This is a genomic window from Caulobacter sp. P1_D6 (genome assembly GCF_056406095.1).
Genome location: NZ_JBFUAW010000008.1, coordinates 131,167 through 149,851 on the forward strand (window position 1 = coordinate 131,167; position 18,685 = coordinate 149,851).

The window sequence follows — 18,685 nt, forward strand, 5'->3', positions numbered from 1 at the left end:
GTCATGAAGCGCTGCACTAGCCGCATCGTGTGTCGGTTTGCTGACAGGCCGTCGCCAACTGCGGGGGAGCCCGTCGCGCCGCGGGGCGTTTGAGCACCATCGCAGTTTCAAGGTGGCGTCATGACCAGCAGCTTCAACTTCCGGCGGGACCTGATCACCCGGCCGATCCTGCAATGGGCGCGTGGCGTGATGCCCGCCCTGTCGCAGACCGAGCGCGAGGCCATCGACGCCGGCGACACCTGGTGGGACGCGGCCCTGTTCACCGGCGATCCGGACTGGAACGAGCTGCTGGCCTTCCCGGCCGCCAAGCTGCGGCCCGACGAGCAGGCCTTCATCGACGGACCGGTCAACACCCTGTGCGCCATGGTCAACGACTGGCAGATGACCTGGGAGACCCGTGACCTGTCGCCGGAGACCTGGGCCTATCTGAAGAGCCAGAAGTTCTTCGGCATGATCATCCCCAAGGAATATGGCGGCCTGGGCTTTTCTGCCTACGGCCACGCCGAGATCGTCCGCAAGATCGCCACCCGCTCGGCTTCGGCGGCGGTGACGGCGATGGTGCCCAACTCGCTCGGCCCGGGCGAGCTGATCATGAAGTTCGGCACCCAGGCCCAGCGCGATGAGTGGCTGCCGCGCCTGGCCGACGGGCGCGAGGTCCCCGCCTTCGGCCTGACCAGCCCCGAGGCCGGCTCGGACGCCGGCGCCATGGTCGACGAGGGCGTGGTCTGTCGCGGCACGTGGAAAGGCCAGGACGTCCTGGGCATCCGGCTGAACTGGCACAAGCGCTACATCACCCTGGGCCCGGTCTGCACGGTGCTGGGCCTGGCGTTCAAGCTGAAGGACCCTGATCACCTGCTGGGCGACGTCGAGGACATCGGCATCACCTGCGCCCTGGTTCCCACCGACACGGACGGGGTAGAGATCGGCCGCCGCCACCTGCCCGCCTTCCAGACGTTCCAGAACGGCCCCAACTGGGGCAAGGACGTCTTCATCCCCATGGACCTGGTGATCGGCGGCGCCGAGCGCGTGGGCCAGGGCTGGATGATGCTGATGACCGCCCTGGCGGCCGGGCGCGGCATCTCGCTGCCGGCCATGTCGGGCGCGGCGGCGGCGTTCAGCGCCATGACGACCGGCGCCTACGCCCGCATCCGCAGCCAGTTCCACGTGCCGATCGGCAAGTTCGAGGGCGTGCAGGAGCGCCTGGCGCGCATCGCCGGCAACGCCTACCTGCTGGACGGCGCGCGCCGCCTGACCTGCACGGGCCTGGACCTGGGCCACCATCCGTCGGTGATCTCGGCCCTGCTGAAGTCGGGGGCCACCGAGCGGATGCGCGTGGTGATCAACGACGCCATGGACGTGCACGGCGGCAAGGCGGTGATCGAGGGGCCGCGCAACTACATGGGCTCGCAATACCGGGCCATCCCGGTCGGCATCACCGTCGAGGGCGCCAACATCCTGACCCGCAGCCTGATGGTGTTCGGCCAGGGCGCGATCCGGGCCCATCCGTTCATGCTGCAGGAGATCCTGGCCATCGGCGAGGCGGACCGCGCCAAGGGCCTGGCCGAGTTCGACGCGGTGTTCTGGAAACACGTGGCCCACGCGGTGCGCACGGGCCTGCGGGCCTGGGGCCGCAGTTGGACCGACGGCGCCTTCGCTCCCGCGCCGGACGCCGGCCGCGCCTCCAAGTTCTATCGCAAGATGGGCCGCTACAGCGCCGCCTTCGCGCTGACCTCCGACATCGCCCTGCTGACCCTGGGCGGCGCGCTGAAGCGCAAGGAGATGCTATCGGGCCGGCTGGGCGACATCCTGGCCGAGCTCTATTTCCTGTCGGGCGCCCTGAAGCGCTGGGAGGACGAGGGCCGCCAGGACGCCGACTTCCCGCTGCTGCAATGGTGCATGGATACGGGCTTCGCCACCATCGAGCAGCGCTTCGACGAGGTGTTCGCCAACCTGCCCAACCAGCTCGCGGGCTGGCTGCTGCGCGCGGCGATCCTGCCGCTGGGACCGCGCCGCCGGGGCCCGTCGGACAAGGTCACCACCGCCTGCGCCGAGCTGCTGCTGGCGCCGTCCGAGACCCGCGACCGGCTGATCGAGAACGTCTATGTCGGCGGCAAGGACGAGGCGGTCGGCCAGCTGATCGACGCCTTCGAACGCGTGGTCGCCACCCAGCCGATCCACGACCGCCTGCGCGCCCAGAAGATCCGCCACTGGAAGGACGGGGTCGAGGGCGGCTGGGTCACGGCCGACGAGATCGCCGCGCTTGAGGCCGCCGACAAGGCCGTGGCGGCGGTGATCGAGGTCGACGACTTCGCGCATGACGGGTTGGCGATGCGGGCGGCGTCGGAGGCGCGGCTGGCGAAGCGTCCGATCTGGACCGACGGCGTGACGCAGCGGCCTGAGCTCGATGTCGAGGAGCAACGGACGTTCGGCGGCGTGACGCTGTAATCTTGAACCCTCTCCCTGAGGGAGAGGGCGGGGCCCGCCGCGTAGCGGTGGGAGGGTGAGGGGTTACACCCTCACCGTTTTCACTCAAACGCCCTGCCGGCACGCCGGTTGACGTCTTACCCCATCACCCTCCCAAGCTTCGCTTGGGCCCCTCCCTCTCCCCATGGAGAGGGTTTCCAAATGCAGGCTTGATTTATAATATAATTGCAGCGACCTTCCCGCCGCCTCCTCGACGAGGCGCGTAACGTCGGAAGGAAACGTCATGCGGGGCAAACGCCGCTTCACCCTGGTCGCCATGGCCAGCCTGATCAGCCTCGCCACGGCCCAGGCCGAGCCGACGAAGCCCCCGATCTACCTCGGCGTCGACATCTCCTACGCCAACGAGATGGACGACTGCGGCGCGGTCTACAAATCCGGCGGTACGAGCGTCGACCAGTTCAAGTTCTTCAAGTCGGCCGGCGCCAACGTGGCGCGGATCCGCATCTGGAACGATCCGGACTGGACGAAGTATTCCAACCTGGCCGACGTCAAGCGCAGCATCCGCCGGGCCAAGCAGGCCGGGATGCAGGTGCTTCTGGACTTCCACTATTCCGACGATTGGGCCGACGGCGACAAGCAGATCGCCCCCAAGGCCTGGGCCAAGCTCTCCACGCCCGACCAGGCCAAGGCGCTGTACGCCTTCACCCACGACACCCTGACCGAGCTGAACCGCGAGGGCCTGACGCCCGAGCTGGTCCAGGTGGGCAACGAGACCAACGGCGAGATCGTCTCCAGCCTGGCCAAGGCCAAGGAGCCGATCAACTGGGACCGCAACGCCCTGCTGTTCAACGCCGGCATCAAGGCGGTGCGCGACGTCAGCCGCGAGACCGGGACCAAGCCCCGGCTGATGCTGCACATCGCCCAGCCCGAGAACGCCGAGCCCTGGTTCGAGGCCGCGGCCAAGGCGGGCGTCACCGACTACGACATCATCGGCCTCAGCTACTACAGCAAGTGGTCCAAGCGCTCGATGGCCCAGTTGGGCCAGACCATCAACCGCCTGCGCAACACCTATGCGGCCGACGTCCTGGTGGTCGAGACGGCCTATCCGTTCACGACGGAGAACGCCGACAGCTCGCCCAACCTGCTGGGCGAGGACTCGCTGATCGCCGGCTATCCGGCCACCCCGGCCGGCCAGGAGAAGTACCTGGTCGACCTGACCCAGCTGGTGCTGAACAACGGCGGCACGGGCGTCTTCTACTGGGAGCCGGCCTGGGTCTCGACCAAGACCTGCGGCACCCGCTGGGGCAAGGGCTCCAACTGGGAGAACGCCGCGGTGTTCGACTACAAGGGCGCCGCCCTGGACAGCGCCGAGGGTTGGCTGAAGCACAGCTACGTCCTGCCGGTCGAGGTGACGTTCAAGACCAAGGTCTCGGGCGACACCGCCTTCATCGACGGCGACTTCCTGGGCGGCGTCGGGCCCCGCCCGATGGTCCGCGAAGGCGACGCCTTCGTCTACCGCACCCGCCTGGCGCCCGGGACCTCGGTGACCGTGGCCACGGCCGCGACCGCTCCGGCGGTGGCCGGCGCATCGGCGGTGACGGCGACCGTCGGGCAGCGGGCCAGCGTGGTGAAGGTGGGGGAGTAAGATAAAATCCGCTCATCCCGGCGAATGCCGGGACCCAGATCCCATAGCGGTGTGGCGGATTGGAATAGCTCAGAGCTTTTTGGCGTCAGCCGCAAAGCCATTCCATCTGGGTCCCGGCATTCGCCGGGATGAGCGGATCATTTTAGCCCTCACCTATACTCCAGGCTCGGATACCAATCCCCGCCGCGCCCCTCCGGCGTCATGTCCAGGAAGTTCCACAGCGGCACCAGGTCTGGCGCGCCGCGCGGGTCCTGGCCGGGGTCGGCGCTGTCGCCGGTCATTTCGCCGGACCAGAAGTGGCGGATCGTCCCGTCCTGGCGGGTGAAGACGTTGTAGGCCGGGATCTCGTCGCCGTTCGGCAGCAGGCCGAAATAGTCGCGGGAGTACTCGCCGTTCAGGTCGGTGTAGAGCCGCAGGTTGCGCCAGCCGCGCTCCTTCTTGAAAGCGACCAGGCGCTCGATCGGCGAGCGGGCCACCACCGCCAGCGACATCTTCTGGTCGAGGTCCGCCGCGTTGGCGTCCAGCGGTCCCAGCAGCGCCGTGCACATCGGGCAGGGCCGCTCGCGCTGCGGGCCGAACATGAAGCTGTAGACGCCGAGGGTCTGCTTGTCACGGAACAGGCCGGCGAAGTCGACGGGCCCTTCCTCGCCCTCGAACCGGTAGTCGCCGCGAACCTCGCCGCCCGGCGGCAGGGCGCGSCGCTGCTCGGCCACGCGCTCGAGGTGGCGACGCAGTTCCAGCTCCTCGGCCAGCAGGGCCGTGCGGGCGGCGCGGTATTCGGGGCTCTCGCCCGGAAACCGCACCGGGCTTCGGGCGGCCAGCTCGGCGGCGGGGGTGAGGGTCGTACGGGCGTCCATGGTCGGGTCTCCGTGTCCGGCCACAGCATAACCCGCGAGCGGCCCAAGTGGTCCCCGCGCCACACCAAGACCGTGAATTGACACCGCTATCCATGGCCAGGCTTGTCATGTGTGATTGATATGATAAATAGCGCTTCCCAGCTGGCGCTCGACGTCGGCGGGGAGCGTTCGTCAGAAGCGCATCGGCGCGGCCACCGCGCCCACCTGTATCGGCGGTCTTTCAGCGCCGGCCACACCAGTCCGCATCACAACATGAGCAGCGGTGTCTTAAGAACGCCGCGCCGTCGTCCTTTGGGGGAACCATGATGTCTCACTACAAGCTTCTTTCCGCCGTCAGCGGCCTGGCCCTGATGGCCGCCGCCGGCGCCCACGCGCAAACCGCGCCCGCCCCGGCTTCCGACTCCGCCCAGGTCGACGAAGTCGTCGTCACCGGCGTGCGCAAGAGCCTGCGCGAGGCCCTGGACGTGAAGCGCGGTTCCGACAAGGTCGTCGAAGCCATCTCGGCCAAGGACATCGGCGTCCTGCCCGACGTCACCATCGCCGAATCGATCGCCCGCCTGCCCGGCGTCAACGCCACCCGCGACCGCGGCAACGACAGCCAGGCCGTCGTGCGCGGCCTGGGCGCCCGCCTGGTGCTGGGCCTGGTCAACGGCCGCGAAGTCGCCTCGTCCGAGCCCGACCGCAACGTCCGTTGGGAAATCTACCCGTCGGAAGTCGTCTCGGGCGTCCAGGTCTACAAGTCGCAGTCGGCCGACCTGATCGCCGGCGGCGTGGCCGCGACCATCAACATCGATACGATCGCCCCGCTCGACTACAAGGGCCCCGAATTCGTGCTCCGCGCCGGCCCGGTCTTCTATGACGGCGGCAAGGACATCCCGAACTACGACACCACCGGCTACCGCGCCTCGGGCTCGTGGGTCCACAAGATCAACGACGACCTGGCCTTCGTGCTGGGCCTGACCAGCCAGCGCCAGAAGAACGGCTACGGCTCGTTCACCGGCTGGGGCTACAACGACTCCGCCGCCCGCCCGCCCGCCGGCGCCAGCGACTACAGCAGCGACCTGAACGGCGACGGCAAGCTGGACGCCACCCCGTGGGGCGCCCAGATGTCGGCCAGCCGCATCGACCAGAAGCGCACCGGCGTCTCGGGCGGCCTGCAATACAAGCCCAGCGACAACTTCGAACTGAAGGCCGACGCCCTCTATTCGAAGATCGAGATCACCGAGGTCCAGGACCAGACCGTCTGGGGCGCCAACAACTGGGGCAACTGGAACCGCGGCGACGGCACCAACCTCGGCTGGAACGACGCCGACTATCACGCGGCCGGCGCCTCGTTCACCCTGGTCAACAACACCGTGGTGGCCGCCACCCTGCCCTTCAGCTCGGTGCAGACCGTGCTGGCCAAATACTCCGAGGACAAGGACCTGTTCGCCGGCGGCCTGAACGGCAAGTGGACCGGCGACCAGTGGACCGTCGTCGCCGACGCCTCCTACTCCAAGGCCGAGCGGACCAACACCTGGAAGGCCGTGCGTTTCGAGGCCTGGCCGACCTGGACCAGCTTCGACTGGCGCGCCGGCAAGACCCCGACCATCACCACCAGCCAGGACAGCCTGAGCCTCAGCCAGACCGCCGACCTGGCCGGTTCGCATGACGGTCCCGAGCACCTCAACGACGAGCTGAAGGCCGGGACCCTGGACTTCACGCGCGACCTGACGGGCGTGCCGTTCAAGAGCTTCCAGTTCGGCGTCCGGGCTTCGGACCGCACCAAGGACCACACCAGCTTCAGCTTCGCCCCCGCGGCGACCGGCGCGACCATTCCGGCCAACCTGCTGACGGCCTACACGCTGAGCGACGGCGCCAACGTCCCGGCCCTGCTGACCGGCGACATCGACAAGATCGCGGCGGTCGCCTACGCGCCCAACGCCTTCGCCCTGTCGAACGCGACCGAGGAGCTGGGCGAGCGCTGGAGCGTCAACGAGAAGGTCTTCGAAGGCTACGGCAAGCTGAACTTCGCGGCCGACAGCTTCGCCGGCTCGTGGGCCAGCGGCAACGTCGGCGTCCGCGTGGTCCACACCGAGACCAGCAGCGACGGCATGCAGCAGGACACCGCCGGCGCGTTCAACGCCGTGACGGTGGACAACGACTACACCGACATCCTGCCCTCGGCGAACGCCAAGTTCGACTTCGGCGACGGCAAGGTGTTCCGCCTGGGCCTGGCCAAGGTGATCGCCCGTCCGCCGCTGGACGAGCTGCGCGCCAGCCGCACCCTGGCCAACTGGTCGCCCTGGACGGGCAGCGCCGGCAATCCGACGCTGAAGCCGTTCGAGGCCTGGCAGCTGGACGCCTCGGCCGAATGGTACTTCCGTCCGGAAGCCCTGGTCGCCGCGTCCTACTACTACAAGGACGTCGACTCCTACATCGGCTGGAAGCAGAGCCCTGTCACCTACGGCGGCCAGACCTACACCGTGGCCAGCCCGGCCAACGGCGGCAAGGGCTACATCCAGGGCCTGGAACTGACCTTCCAGACGCCGTTCTTCTTCTTGCCGGGTCCGCTCAGCAAGTTCGGGATCTACTCGAACTACGCCTATGTCGACTCCGACCTGAAGGAGTTCTCGCCGGCCACCAACCCGCTCTCCATGACGGGCCTGGCCGACCACACCGCCACCGTCGACCTGTGGTACGCCAACGGCCCGATCGAAGCGCGCCTGGGTTGGAAGTACCACAGCCCGATGACCGTGATTTACGGCTGGAACGGCTCGGACCTGCAGACCCTGGAGAGCGAGAAGACCCTCGACTTCAGCACCTCCTACACCTTCAACGATCACGTCGCGGTGCGCTTCCAGGTCAACAACCTGACCAACGAAGAGCTGCGGATGTACCGCGACAACGATCCCAACCGGATCGGCCGCTACGACAGCTACGGTCGTCGTTTCCTCGCGGACGTGACCCTGAAGTTCTAACCCTTTCCGTCACCCTCTGGTCCTGCGGAGGGTGGCGGCGGCGGGCTCCATCTTTGATTTGGAACCTTTGCTTTCGCAAAGGCTCCGGGCTCGCCAAGCTGGGATTCATCACCCTCCCCGATGATCCTGCGACTGGGGGAGGAAGCGCACCGCTTCCTCCCCATTTTTTTGCCTTTCCGCGTGAGGACTCCATGGTCGACTTCAGCCGCCGCCAAGCCCTGGCCGCCACCGCCGGCGCCGCCGCCTTTGTCGGCGCTGGGACCGCCCGCGCCGCCGCTTCCAAGAGCGAGGCTTCCGCGCCCGCGCTCTCGCCCGTTCCCGCCATCGACTTGGCCCCGCGCGAGCGCCTGTCGCTGGACTTCGACTGGCGCTTCAAGCTGGGCCACGCCCAGGACCCGGCCCGCGACTTCGGCTTCGGGGCCAACCAGCGCACCTTCGCCAAGGCCGGCGCGACGGCCGCGAACTGGCAGGTCAGCCAGCTGTCCGACCCGAAGTTCGACGCCGGCGCCTGGGCGCCCGTCACCCTGCCCCACGATTGGGCGGTCGAGCTGCCCTTCGTCGACAACCCCGCCTACGTCCCGTCCGGCAAGCCCGACGACGAGGACCTGCGCGCCGCCCACGGCTACAAGCCCCTGGGCCGCGAGTTCCCCGACACCAGCGTCGGCTGGTACCGCAAGACCTTCGCCCTGCCCGCCGCCGACGCCGGCAAGCGGCTGTCGATCGAGTTCGACGGCGCCTTCCGCGACGCCCTGGTCATCGTCAACGGCTACATCCTCGAGCGCGAGGACAGCGGCTACAGCCCGTTCCGCGTCGACATCACCGACATCGCCAACATCGGCGACGAAAACACCCTGGTGGTGCGGGTCGACGCCAGCCTGGGCGAGGGCTGGTTCTACGAGGGCGCGGGCCTCTATCGCCACGTCTGGCTGGTCAAGACCGCCCCGGTCCACGTGCCGCGGTGGGGCGTGTTCGTGCGCGCCAAGCTCGACGGGACCGTCTCCATCGACACCGACCTGGTCAACGAGGGCGACACGAGGGCCGAGTTCGAGCTGCTGCACACCGTGCTGGACGCCGCCGGCAAGCCGGTGCTGACTCCCGCCGCCGCGTCCGGCCGCTTGCCGGCCTGGGAGCGCCAGTCGCTGTCGCTGACCGTGACCCTGGCCAGCCCCGTCCTCTGGACGCTGGAGAACCCGCACCTCTACAGCCTGGTCACCGAGGTGAAGGTCGGCGGCGCGGTCGTGGATCGCCATGTCGCCCGGTTCGGCGTGCGCTCGATCGCCTTCGACGGCGCCAAGGGCTTCCTGCTGAACGGCCAATCGGTGAAGCTGAAGGGCAGTTGCAATCACCAGGACCACGCCGGCGTGGGCGCGGCCATTCCCGACGCGCTGCAGGTCTGGCGGCTGGAGCAGCTGAAGTCGATGGGCAACAACGCCTATCGCGCCGCGCACAATCCGCCCACGCCCGAGTTGCTGGACGCCTGCGACCGCCTGGGCATCCTCGTCATCGACGAGACCCGCCGGATGTCCAGCGACCCGACGTCGATGGACGAGCTGGAGCGGCTGGTCCGCCGCGACCGCAACCATCCGTCGGTGATCCTGTGGTCGATCGGCAACGAGGAGCCGCAGCAGGGCACCGCTCGCGGCGCCAAGGTGGCCGCCGCCATGAAGCGGCTGGTCAACCGCCTGGACCCCACCCGCCCGGTCATCGCGGCCATGGACTCCGGCTTCGGCGAGGGCATCAGCGCCGTCATCGACGTCCAGGGCTTCAACTATCGCCACGAGAAGATGGACGACTTCCACGCCCGCTTCCCGAACGTGCCGGTGATCGGCACCGAGAGCGCCAGCGTGGTCACCACGCGCGGCGAGTACGTGCGCGACGAGGCCAAGAGCTACGTCCCGGCCTACGACACCGACCACCCCTGGTGGGCGACCACGGCCGAGAAGTGGTGGAGCCACGCGGCCGACCGTCCGTGGCTGGCCGGCGGCTTCATCTGGACGGGTTTCGACTATCGCGGCGAGCCCACGCCCTTCAACCGCTGGCCCAGCATCAGCTCGCATTTCGGCGCGTTCGACACCTGCGGCTTCCCGAAGGACAACTATTACTACTACCGCGCCTGGTGGCGTCCCGAGCCGCTGCTGCACCTGCTGCCGCACTGGAACTGGGAAGGCCGCGAGGGCCAGCCGATCGCGGTCTGGGCGCACAGCAACTGCGACAAGGTCGAGCTGTTCCTGAACGGCAAGAGCCAGGGCGTGCGGGACGTCGTGCCCAACCACCACGTCGAGTGGTCGGTCCCCTACGCCCCCGGCGTGATCGAGGCCCACGGCTACAAGGCCGGCAAGGTCATCCTGCGCGAACGCCGCGAGACCGCCGGTGCGCCCGCTGCCCTGCGCCTGACCGCCGACCGCTCGCGCGTGGCCGCCGACGGCCAGGACGTCGCCATCCTCAAGGTGGAAGTGCTGGACGCCAAGGGCCGGCCGGTCCCCCGCGCCGACAACCTGATCTCGTTCACGCTCAGCGGTCCCGGCCAGGTGATCGGCGTCGGCAACGGCAACCCGACCAGCCACGAATCCGACGTCGCCAGCCAGCGCCAGGCCTTCAACGGCCTGGCCCAGGCGATCGTCCGTACACGACGCGGTCAGGCTGGCGAGCTGCGGGTGACCGCGTCCGCGCCGGGGCTGAAGGCCAGCATGGTGAGCGTGACGGTGGGCTAGAGCTGTCGACCCAGTGCGTGGTCCTCGTCCTTCGACAGGCTCAGGATGAGGACCATTCACAGGTCTGTGTCGTAGAAACCTCATCCTGAGCTTGTCGAAGGACGAGGTTTTCGTCCCAGGCGCTGCATGTCGATGCGTTCTAAGGCGACGCCTCGGCGCTCGCGACCCGGTCGAGATTGGCAATCAGACGCGTCAGGAGGTCGACCAGCAGGCCGGCCTCCTCGTCCGTGAAGCCGCTCAGCGCCTCCTGGTTGCCCCGCAGCAGGACGGCGACGGCGTCCGGCATGCGCGCTTGCGCGACCTTGGTCAGGGTGATGCGGCTGCTGCGCCCGTCGGCCGGGTCGGGCGTGCGCTGGATCAGCCCGTCGCGCTGCATGCGGGCCAGCATCTGGGCCATCGGCGGCTGCTCGACCTTGGCGAAGCGGGCGAGGTCCCGTTGGGTGCCGGCCCGGCCGTCCCGAAGCGCGACCAGCACCGGCAGGTGCCCCACGCCGAATCCGAGCGGCTTGAGCCGCGCCTCGCTGAGCCGGGCGAACCCGCGCGCCGCCAGGCTGATCAGGTGCCCAGGCGTCGAGAGCACATCCAGGTTCGTCGTCATCTCAGCCCTTGCGTCCGCCGCAACTCAGATACATATGCACATATGTATCTGAGTTGCCCTTCAACGCAACACCCGCGCCCCGCAAGGAGAGACCCGATGGACGACGACGTCAAAACCGTTGAACGCCTATACGATCGCTTCAACGCGCGGGACATCGACGGTGTGCTGACCGCGCTCGCCGACGACGTCGCCTGGGCCAACGGCATGGACGGCGGCCACGTCCATGGCCGCGAGGCCGTGCGCGAATACTGGACGCGCCAATGGGCCATGGTCAGTCCGCACGTCGAGCCCGTGGGCTTTCGCCGCACCGCGGACGGCGCGATCGTCGCGGAGGTCCTGCAGACCGTCCGCGACCTCGAAGGCCGGCCGCTCCAGGGGCAGACGCACGGGCTCAAGGACAAGACGGTCGGACACGTCTTCCGTCTTCGGGACGGCAAGGTGGCGCGCTTCGACATCCAGGACGCCGCCTAGGGCGCAGGCGATCAGTCCAGCGCCCTGAACCGCACCGCCGTCCCGCCGCCCGGGGCCATCGCGAAGTCCAGGCTGTCCTTGCTGGTCACTACCTTCTTCGACACCGCCAACGCCGTGGTGTTGGTGATGTAGTCCGCGCCCGGACCGTCGGCGTAGATCTGGGCCTCGTAGCGTTTACCGGGCGCCAGGAAGTCCAGCTTCTGGGTCAGCTTGCGGGCGGCCTCGTCGGTCAGGGCGCCCAGGAACCAGTCCTTGCCGCCGCGCGGCTGGCGGGCCACCACGATGTAGTCGCCGATCTCGCCCTGCAGGGTCCTGGAGACCTCCCAGTCGGTGGGCACGTCGCGGATGAACTGGAAGGCGTCGGGGCGGGCCTCGTAGTTCTCCGGCAGGTCGGCCGCCATCTGGATGGGGCTGTACAGCACCACGTACAGGGCCAGCTGCACCGCCAGGGTCGACTGGCCGCGGCGGGTCAGATCGGCCTTGCCGTGCACCACGTCGAAGACCCCCGGCGTGTAGTCCATCGGCCCGGCCAGCATCCGCGTGAACGGCAAGATCACCGTATGCTCGGGCGGGTTGGTCGGATTGCCCCAGGCGTTGAACTCCTGGCCCCGCGCGCCTTCGCGGCTCAGCATGTTGGGCCAGGTGCGGCGCAGGCCGGTGTCCTTCACGGGCTCGTGGGCGTCGATCGAGATGTGGTGCTGGGCCGCCACCTGGGCGACGCGCAGGTTGTGGCGGACCATGTACTGGCCGGCGAACCACTGCTTCTCGCCGGTCTGGTCCAGGATCGTGCCGCTGTGGCGGACATAGCCGGTCTTCACCTGCGAGATGCCGACGCTCTCATAGAGCTTCATGGCGTCTTCCAACTGGGCCTCGTAGTTGGGCACCGCCCCGGCCGTCTCGTTGTGGCCGATCAGCCTGACGCCCTTGGCCTTGCCGTAGTCGGTGATCGCCTTCAGATCGAAGTCCGGATAGGCCTTGGTGAAGCTGAACTTCTCGCCGTTGCTGATCCAGTCGCCGTCCCAGCCCTCGTTCCAGCCCTCGACCAGCACGCCGTCGAAGCCGTACTTGGCCGCGAAGTCCATGTAGCGCTTGGTGTTGGCGGTGTTGGCGCCGTGCTTGGGACCGCTGCCCCAGGTGGACCGCTCCAGGTGCATCTCCCACCAGATGCCGACGTACTTGCCCGGCTTGATCCACGAGGTGTCGGCGATCCTGCTGGGCTCGTTGAGGTTCAGCTCGATGCGGCTGTCGGCCAGGGCGCCGGCGGTCTCGCCGATCAGCACCGTGCGCCAGGGGGTGGTGAAGGGGCCGGTCTTCTTGGCCAGGGTCCCGTCCTGCCAGGGCATCAGCCGGGCCTTCAGCACGCCCGAACCGTCGCCGGCCAGCAGCATGCTGGGGAAGTCGACCAGGGCCGCCTCGTGGAACGACAGGTACAGGCCCCCCTCTCCCTGTTTGGGCGCGTCGGTGCGCTTCAGGGTCAGCGGCGTCTCGGCCAGGGTGATCCGGCGGGCGTCGGTCTGCTTGTAGAGGTACTCGTCGCGCTCCTGGCCCAGGCCCTCGTACCACCAGGCGTCATAGGCTCCGACGGGCTTGAAGGCCGTGCGCTCATCGGTGACGGCGACGTTCGTACCGGTCGGAATGGCGCCGTAGGCGTAGCGGAAGCCCAGGCCGTCGTCGAACAGCCGGAAGGTCACGTCGAAGGTCTTGTTCAGCGCCGTGTCGCCGGCCAGCGAGACGGTCAGTTCCGAGTGGTTGTCGCGGATCGTCCGCTGCTCGCCCCAGGGCTGCTCCCAGGTGGTGTCGGACGCGCCGCGCTTGGCCGCCGTCAGGGCGGTGATCCGGGCGGCGGGCTCGCCGGCGAAGGTCAGGCCCAGCGGCGCGGCCGCCAGCACCGGCTTGCCGCCGCGCGACACCTCGTAGAAGGCCCCGCCGTCCTTGGCGAACACGCAGACCTCGATCACCTTGCCCGGCGATTGCGCGCACTCGCGGTCAGCCGCCTGCGCGAAAGCAGGAGCGGCCAGGGCGCTCAGCAGCGCGCCGAACAGGGCCGAGGTTCGCAACATCATCGAACGGTCTCTTTCGTCAGAAGGAAGTGGGGCGTCAGAAGAAAAAAGGGCGTCTCGGCCCCGCAGGCCAGAACCGAGACGCAGGGGAGGACTTGTCCCGCCGCCCGCTCGGAGACGACGAAAAGGGATGTGAAGCGGCGCATCAGGACTTCACCGCCTCGATGAAGCCGTTGGCGGTGAGGCGGCCCTGGCCGGGATCGCCGCTGCCCGGCTCGGGGCCGAGCAGGGCCGAGTGCAGGACGTGGTTGCGGTAGAGGATCAGCCGGTTGAACACGCAGTCCGCCTGGCCGATCAACTGGTAGTCGGCCATGTCGGGGCCGGCATAGGTCGCCGCCCCGACCCCGCGCGCGGCCAACTGGGCCTGGGCGACGGCGACATAGGTTTCGTGGCGGTCGCGGTCGATGCTCTCGAAACCGGTGGCCTTGTGGCGGAAGAAGCCGGTGCCGCCGTGGTCGCCCCGGCACAGGTAGTGGACCATGGCCAGCCGCTGGGGATCGGGCCCGTCGTGGTGCGGGATCTTCTGGATCGGCTCGGCCTCGCGCACCGGCGTCGTGGCCAGGGCGAAGAAGCCGAAATACTTGAGGTAGGCGTCGCTGCTCAGGCCGAACGCCGCCGCGATCGGGCCGCGCAAGGCGGTGACCACGGTGCGGTAGTACGACTCCGGCAAGGGCGCGTTCAGGCCCGGATAGTGGGTGTGCTTGGGCGCGTAGAACTCGGCCTCGCGGGCGGCCTCGATCATCGCGTCCGGATCGTCCAGCACGTCGTCGACGATCAGCAGCGGCTGGCGCTCCTGGCCGACATGCCGCAGCTGGACGCGGATCTGGCGACCGATCAGCAGGGGAGGAACCGCCACGCCCACGGTCATGCGCCGCCCTTCAGGAAGGCCATCTTCAACTGGTGCTTCAAGGCGGCGCGGAACGACGGGCTCATCGGTCCCAGCGCGCCCTTCAGGGCGTCCGGGATGTGGGCGGTCGCCTCGTCGTCGGCGGCGAAGACATAGGCCTCGAACATCGCCTTCCAGTAGGCGCGCTCGCCCGGCGGCAGGTCCTTGAAGGCCAGAAGCGCGGTCAGGAAGACGTCGTTAGCCCGCTCCAGCCCGGCGCCCGTGTCGCCCCACCAGTAGTTGACCATGGCGTTGTAGGGCTCGAGCGACGTGACGTGGTGCCACCAGTATTTCGGCGCGAACAGCGCGTCGCCCGGCTCCAGCCAAGCGACCTGCGCGGTCGCGTAGGCGTCGCGGTAGCGGGGGAACCGCGCCAGGTCCGGCACCTCGGGATCGACCAGCGACAGCGGCGGCGGGTTGTCCAGCGGGCCGACGTAAAGATTGGTGAGCTGGGTCGGCGGGAACAGCACGAAGCGGCGGCGGCCGGCGATCACGCAGGCCAGGTTGTGGTCGCGGTCGTTGTGGGTCTGGGTGCGCACTGCCCCGCCGATCCACAGGCGCGGCATGACCCGGGACGGTAGAAGGGGCGTCGGGTTCTGCCGCACGAACTCCGGCAGGTGCGTGGCCAGGGGCAGCATCTGGATGGCGACGAACGGCGCGACCGGATCGCCCAGCAGGCGCTCGATGCGGTCCAGGGTCTCGCTGATCCCGGCCTGGCGCTTGGAGAAGGCGAACTCGCGCAGGTCGGGGCCATAGCCGAAGCGGCCGCCGGTCGCGGCGGGAGCCTCCATGACCGGAGCCGGCGCGCCGGTGTCCATGGCCTTGAGATAGGCGTTCAGCGCCGCGGGCCCTTGGCGTCCGGCGGCCAGGGCGGGCCAGGCGTCGAGCAGGCCCCGGATCACCACCGGCCGCTCGGCCCGGACGATGGCGTCGAACTCGGCCGACGACGGGCACGAGACCGCCGCCACGCGCGGCAGGGCGTCGATGTCGAGGCTGTCGCCGCTGATCAAGCCGCCGCCATCCATCAGCAGAAGCTTTCCAGATAGAGGTCGTGGGTCGGCTGCTTGAGCACCTGCTCCTTGATGAAGGAGAGGATGCGCCGGAACTCGCCTTTCATGGTCTCGGGCGGGGTGCGGTCGATCATTGGCGCGTGGGTCTCGGGCGTCAGGCCGTGACCGCTGAACAGGGCCCGCCAGCTGTCGGCGACAAAGGTCTCGTGCTCGGACGGCGGGACCTCGCCGCGCGCCTGGAAGACCGCGATCTTGTGGGCCAGAACCTCGGAGGCGGTCGCCGCCCGGGCCCGCTCCCAGAACGGCGCCTTGGCGTAGCGGTTGGCGACGTGGTGGGCCGACTGGAAGTCGCGCAGGCGCTCGTACACCTCCCGCATCGTGGCGTTATAGGCGGCGCGCTCGGCGGCGAACTCGCCGGCGACCGGGAACAGCGACAGCAGGTGCACCAGCCCCAGCTGCACGGCCTGCAGCTCGACGCCGTGCACCGGATCGAACGCGCAGGCCGCCTCGCCGACGGCGATGCAGTTGCCGGCCCAGGCCTGGTCGCGGCGGCCGGGATCGCTGACGGCGACGACGGCGTCGGTCAGGGCCTGGCCCGAGATGCGGCCAGCCAGCTCCAGGGCTTGGTCGTCCGTACACAGATCGCTCGCATAGACCTGCGTCACGTGGGTGTGAGCCTGGCTCGGATACAACCCAACCCAGCCGCGCGCCCAGGCCCGGATGTCGGCATAGGGCGGCAAGGCTGTGAAGCGTGGACCCTGGGCGCGCAGCACCCGGTCGGCGGGGAAGTGTTCACGCCAGCTTTCGCGGGCCACGCCCAGGGCGGTCATCAGGACGGCTTCGGCCCCCGTGGCGTCGACGAACAGGTCGCCCCCGACGCAGCGGCCTTCGCCGAGGTCCAGGGCGGCGATCTCGCCGTCCGCGTCCAAGGTCGGCGTGACGGCCAGGGCTTGATGCAGCTCCACCCCCAGGCGTCCGGCCAGGGTCTTGAGGCTGGCGGCGTAGGCGAGCGCCGGCAGGTGGTAGCCGTAGTCGGTGCGGCCGAAGACCTCGGTCTCCTCGTCGGGCAGCAGCACCCGGCCCTGCCGAGCGGCGGCCGCCGTCAGCGAGAACTCGTCCAGCGCCACGTTCAGCCCCAGGCCCCGGGCCTTCAGCCAGAACGGGAAGAAGTCGCGGTTGTCGATCGGCGCGCCATAGGCGCCGTGGGCGTGGAAGAAGGCCGGGGTCGCGCCGGAGACGTCGGCGAAGTTCTGGCCCAGCGAGAAGGCGCCGCGCGTGGCGCGCAGCAGGGCCGCCTCGTCCAGACCCAGCAGGCCGTGCAAGGCCTCCAGCGGCGGCAGGCTAGCGTGGAGGTCGGCGGCGCTGAGACGGGTGGGCAGTTCGACGGCCGTGACGCTGACGCCGGCCGGGCGCAGGGCCCGGCGCAGCACGCAGGCAGACAGCCACAGCGCCGCGTCACGGCCGACGACGACGATGCTGCTGGGCGCGCCCATCACGCCACCGCCGGGGTCAGGACCGGCGCAACGACCTCGCCGGGCGCGTAGTGGGCCAGGAAGTCGGCGTGCGGGGTCATGGTCGCGACATTGCTGTCGATGCGGGTCTTCAGGTCGGCCAGCTTGGTCTCAAGATCGTCCAGGCTCAGGCTCTCGGCCAGACGGTCATGGGCGCGCGGCGCGAGCCCCTGCCCCTCGAACACCGACAGCCAGCTGTCACGCGAGAACAGGCCGTACTTGTAGTCCGGCAGGGCCGCGCGGGCCTCGAACAACTCCATCTTCGCCGCCAGGCTGTCGGGGATAGCCATGGTCCGCACATGGTCCCACAGCGGCTCGCCGAACCGGCTGTTGGCGCGGTAGTGCAGGATCAGGAAATCGCGAACCCGGTCGTACTGGATTTCGAACAGCCGGTTGAACTCGGCGACCAGCCGGGGGTCCATGCGGTCGCCCGGCCCCGGCGTCGGCATCAGGTTCACCAGGTCGATCACGGCCGCCTGGATCAGGAAGATGCTGGTCGATTCCAGCGGCTCCAGGAAGCCGCTGGCCAGGCCCATGGCCACGACGTTGCCGCTCCAGCCGCGCACCCGCCGACCGGCCTTGAAGCGCAGCAGCCGGGGCTCGTCCAGCGCCTCGCCGTCCAGCTTGGCCAGCAGGGTCTCGCGCGCCTGATCTTCGCCCAGGAAGGCGCTGGAGAACACGTAGCCGTTGCCGGTGCGATGCTGCAGCGGGATGCGCCAGCGCCAGCCGCCGACATCGGCGCTGGCCCGCGTATAGGGCGTCAGGCCGTCGCCGCCGGTCCTGCACGGCACGGCCAGGGCGCGGTCGCAGGGCAGCCACTGGGCCCAGTCCTGCCACGCGACCTGCATCTGCCCGCCCAGCAGCAGCGAACGGAAGCCGGTGCAGTCGATGAACAGGTCGCCGGCGATCCGCGCGCCCGACTTCAGGGTCAGGTCCTGGACGTGGCCCGAGGCCGTGTCGCGGGCGATGTCGGCGACCATGCCTTCCACGCGCTTGACGCCCCGCGCCGTCGACCACCGGCGCAGGAAACCGGCATAGAGGCTGGCGTCGAAATGGTAGGCATAGGCGTAGGTCGAGCGGATCGACTTGTCGTCCTGGTTCGGAAATTCGAAGGCGTTCGCCCGGCACGCGGCCACGGCGTAGGAATAGGCCTGCAAGGGGGCCACCTCCCGCCCGGCAAGGCGGGCGCGCGCCCAGTGGTGCTGGAAGTCGACCCCGTTCCAAGGCTCGCCGAACGTGCCGAACGGGTGGATGTAGCGGTCGCCGGGACGGTTCCAGTCTCGGAACTCGATGCCCAGCTTGATGGTCCCCTGGGTCTCGCGCAGGAACTGCGCCTCGTCGATCCCCAGCATGTCGTTGTAGGTCTTGATGTGCGGCAGGGTCGCCTCGCCGACCCCCACCGTGCCGATCTCGTCGGACTCGATCAGGGTGACGTCGTAGGCCTTCGGGTCCAGCAGCCGCGCCAGGCCGGCCGCGCACATCCAGCCCGCCGTGCCGCCGCCGACGATGACGACCTTCAGGGCCTCGGCTTTGTCAGTCTGCATGATCGTGG

12 protein-coding genes are annotated in these 18,685 nt (G+C 69.1%); 5 read left to right on the plus strand and 7 right to left on the minus strand.

The features are described 5' to 3' along the window. The first annotated feature begins 120 nt into the window (after nucleotides 1–120). Together AC1DYP_RS05575 and AC1DYP_RS05580 are read left to right on the plus strand one after the other, a co-directional pair. A complete protein-coding gene (locus tag AC1DYP_RS05575; protein ID WP_477045489.1) occupies nucleotides 121–2,445 on the plus strand; it encodes an acyl-CoA dehydrogenase in 2,325 nt (774 codons plus the stop codon). A gap of 262 nt (nucleotides 2,446–2,707) precedes the next feature. Further along, entirely contained in the window at nucleotides 2,708–4,069 is a 1,362-nt protein-coding gene (locus tag AC1DYP_RS05580; protein ID WP_477045490.1) for a glycoside hydrolase family 53 protein, read from the plus strand. 149 nt (nucleotides 4,070–4,218) lie between these two features. Here the strand turns inward: AC1DYP_RS05580 and AC1DYP_RS05585 are convergent, their stop codons facing one another. Beyond that, nucleotides 4,219–4,926, minus strand: a complete 708-nt coding sequence (locus AC1DYP_RS05585) for a DUF899 family protein (protein WP_477045491.1) — start codon at nucleotides 4,924–4,926, stop codon at nucleotides 4,219–4,221. A gap of 305 nt (nucleotides 4,927–5,231) precedes the next feature. Here AC1DYP_RS05585 and AC1DYP_RS05590 point away from each other — a divergent pair, with 305 nt between their 5' ends. Together AC1DYP_RS05590 and galA are read left to right on the plus strand one after the other, a co-directional pair. Then, a complete protein-coding gene (locus AC1DYP_RS05590; RefSeq protein ID WP_477045492.1) occupies nucleotides 5,232–7,886 on the plus strand; it encodes a TonB-dependent receptor in 2,655 nt (884 codons plus the stop codon). A gap of 191 nt (nucleotides 7,887–8,077) precedes the next feature. After that, the gene (gene galA, locus AC1DYP_RS05595) at nucleotides 8,078–10,597 is read left to right on the plus strand and encodes a beta-galactosidase GalA (RefSeq protein WP_477045493.1); all 2,520 of its coding nucleotides are present in this window, start codon (nucleotides 8,078–8,080) and stop codon (nucleotides 10,595–10,597) included. Between the two features lie 139 nt (nucleotides 10,598–10,736). Here galA and AC1DYP_RS05600 read toward each other — a convergent pair whose 3' ends face one another. Beyond that, complete coding sequence (locus AC1DYP_RS05600; protein ID WP_477045494.1) at nucleotides 10,737–11,195, minus strand: MarR family winged helix-turn-helix transcriptional regulator; 459 nt, start codon at nucleotides 11,193–11,195, stop codon at nucleotides 10,737–10,739. 96 nt (nucleotides 11,196–11,291) lie between these two features. On the opposite strand from AC1DYP_RS05600, the gene AC1DYP_RS05605 reads away from it, so the two are divergent. Next, on the plus strand, nucleotides 11,292–11,666 hold the full coding sequence (locus tag AC1DYP_RS05605; protein ID WP_477045495.1) for a nuclear transport factor 2 family protein: 375 nt from the start codon (nucleotides 11,292–11,294) through the stop codon (nucleotides 11,664–11,666). 11 nt (nucleotides 11,667–11,677) lie between these two features. Here AC1DYP_RS05605 and AC1DYP_RS05610 read toward each other — a convergent pair whose 3' ends face one another. The 5 genes from AC1DYP_RS05610 to AC1DYP_RS05630 form a co-directional block, all read right to left on the minus strand. Beyond that, nucleotides 11,678–13,729, minus strand: a complete 2,052-nt coding sequence (locus AC1DYP_RS05610) for a glycoside hydrolase family 97 protein (protein WP_477045496.1) — start codon at nucleotides 13,727–13,729, stop codon at nucleotides 11,678–11,680. 142 nt (nucleotides 13,730–13,871) lie between these two features. After that, the gene (locus AC1DYP_RS05615; protein WP_477045497.1) at nucleotides 13,872–14,594 is read right to left on the minus strand and encodes a DUF6445 family protein; all 723 of its coding nucleotides are present in this window, start codon (nucleotides 14,592–14,594) and stop codon (nucleotides 13,872–13,874) included. Next, nucleotides 14,591–15,637, minus strand: a complete 1,047-nt coding sequence (locus AC1DYP_RS05620) for a cupin-like domain-containing protein (protein WP_477045498.1) — start codon at nucleotides 15,635–15,637, stop codon at nucleotides 14,591–14,593. The genes AC1DYP_RS05615 and AC1DYP_RS05620 overlap by 4 nt, the downstream gene beginning before the upstream one ends. Beyond that, a complete protein-coding gene (locus tag AC1DYP_RS05625; RefSeq protein ID WP_477045499.1) occupies nucleotides 15,637–17,115 on the minus strand; it encodes a tryptophan 7-halogenase in 1,479 nt (492 codons plus the stop codon). The genes AC1DYP_RS05620 and AC1DYP_RS05625 overlap by 1 nt, the downstream gene beginning before the upstream one ends. After that, nucleotides 17,115–18,677, minus strand: a complete 1,563-nt coding sequence (locus tag AC1DYP_RS05630; protein WP_477045500.1) for a tryptophan halogenase family protein — start codon at nucleotides 18,675–18,677, stop codon at nucleotides 17,115–17,117. The genes AC1DYP_RS05625 and AC1DYP_RS05630 overlap by 1 nt, the downstream gene beginning before the upstream one ends. Between the last annotated feature and the right edge of the window lie 8 nt (nucleotides 18,678–18,685).

Coding starts and splice junctions, on each gene's coding strand:
- AC1DYP_RS05575 (WP_477045489.1), top strand. CDS start 121: ATGACCAGCAGCTTCAACTTCCGGCGGGACCTGATCACCCGGCCGATC.
- AC1DYP_RS05580 (WP_477045490.1), top strand. CDS start 2,708: ATGCGGGGCAAACGCCGCTTCACCCTGGTCGCCATGGCCAGCCTGATC.
- AC1DYP_RS05590 (WP_477045492.1), top strand. CDS start 5,232: ATGTCTCACTACAAGCTTCTTTCCGCCGTCAGCGGCCTGGCCCTGATG.
- galA (WP_477045493.1), top strand. CDS start 8,078: ATGGTCGACTTCAGCCGCCGCCAAGCCCTGGCCGCCACCGCCGGCGCC.
- AC1DYP_RS05600 (WP_477045494.1), bottom strand. CDS start 11,195: ATGACGACGAACCTGGATGTGCTCTCGACGCCTGGGCACCTGATCAGC.
- AC1DYP_RS05605 (WP_477045495.1), top strand. CDS start 11,292: ATGGACGACGACGTCAAAACCGTTGAACGCCTATACGATCGCTTCAAC.
- AC1DYP_RS05610 (WP_477045496.1), bottom strand. CDS start 13,729: ATGATGTTGCGAACCTCGGCCCTGTTCGGCGCGCTGCTGAGCGCCCTG.
- AC1DYP_RS05615 (WP_477045497.1), bottom strand. CDS start 14,594: ATGACCGTGGGCGTGGCGGTTCCTCCCCTGCTGATCGGTCGCCAGATC.
- AC1DYP_RS05620 (WP_477045498.1), bottom strand. CDS start 15,637: ATGGATGGCGGCGGCTTGATCAGCGGCGACAGCCTCGACATCGACGCC.
- AC1DYP_RS05625 (WP_477045499.1), bottom strand. CDS start 17,115: ATGGGCGCGCCCAGCAGCATCGTCGTCGTCGGCCGTGACGCGGCGCTG.
- AC1DYP_RS05630 (WP_477045500.1), bottom strand. CDS start 18,677: ATGCAGACTGACAAAGCCGAGGCCCTGAAGGTCGTCATCGTCGGCGGC.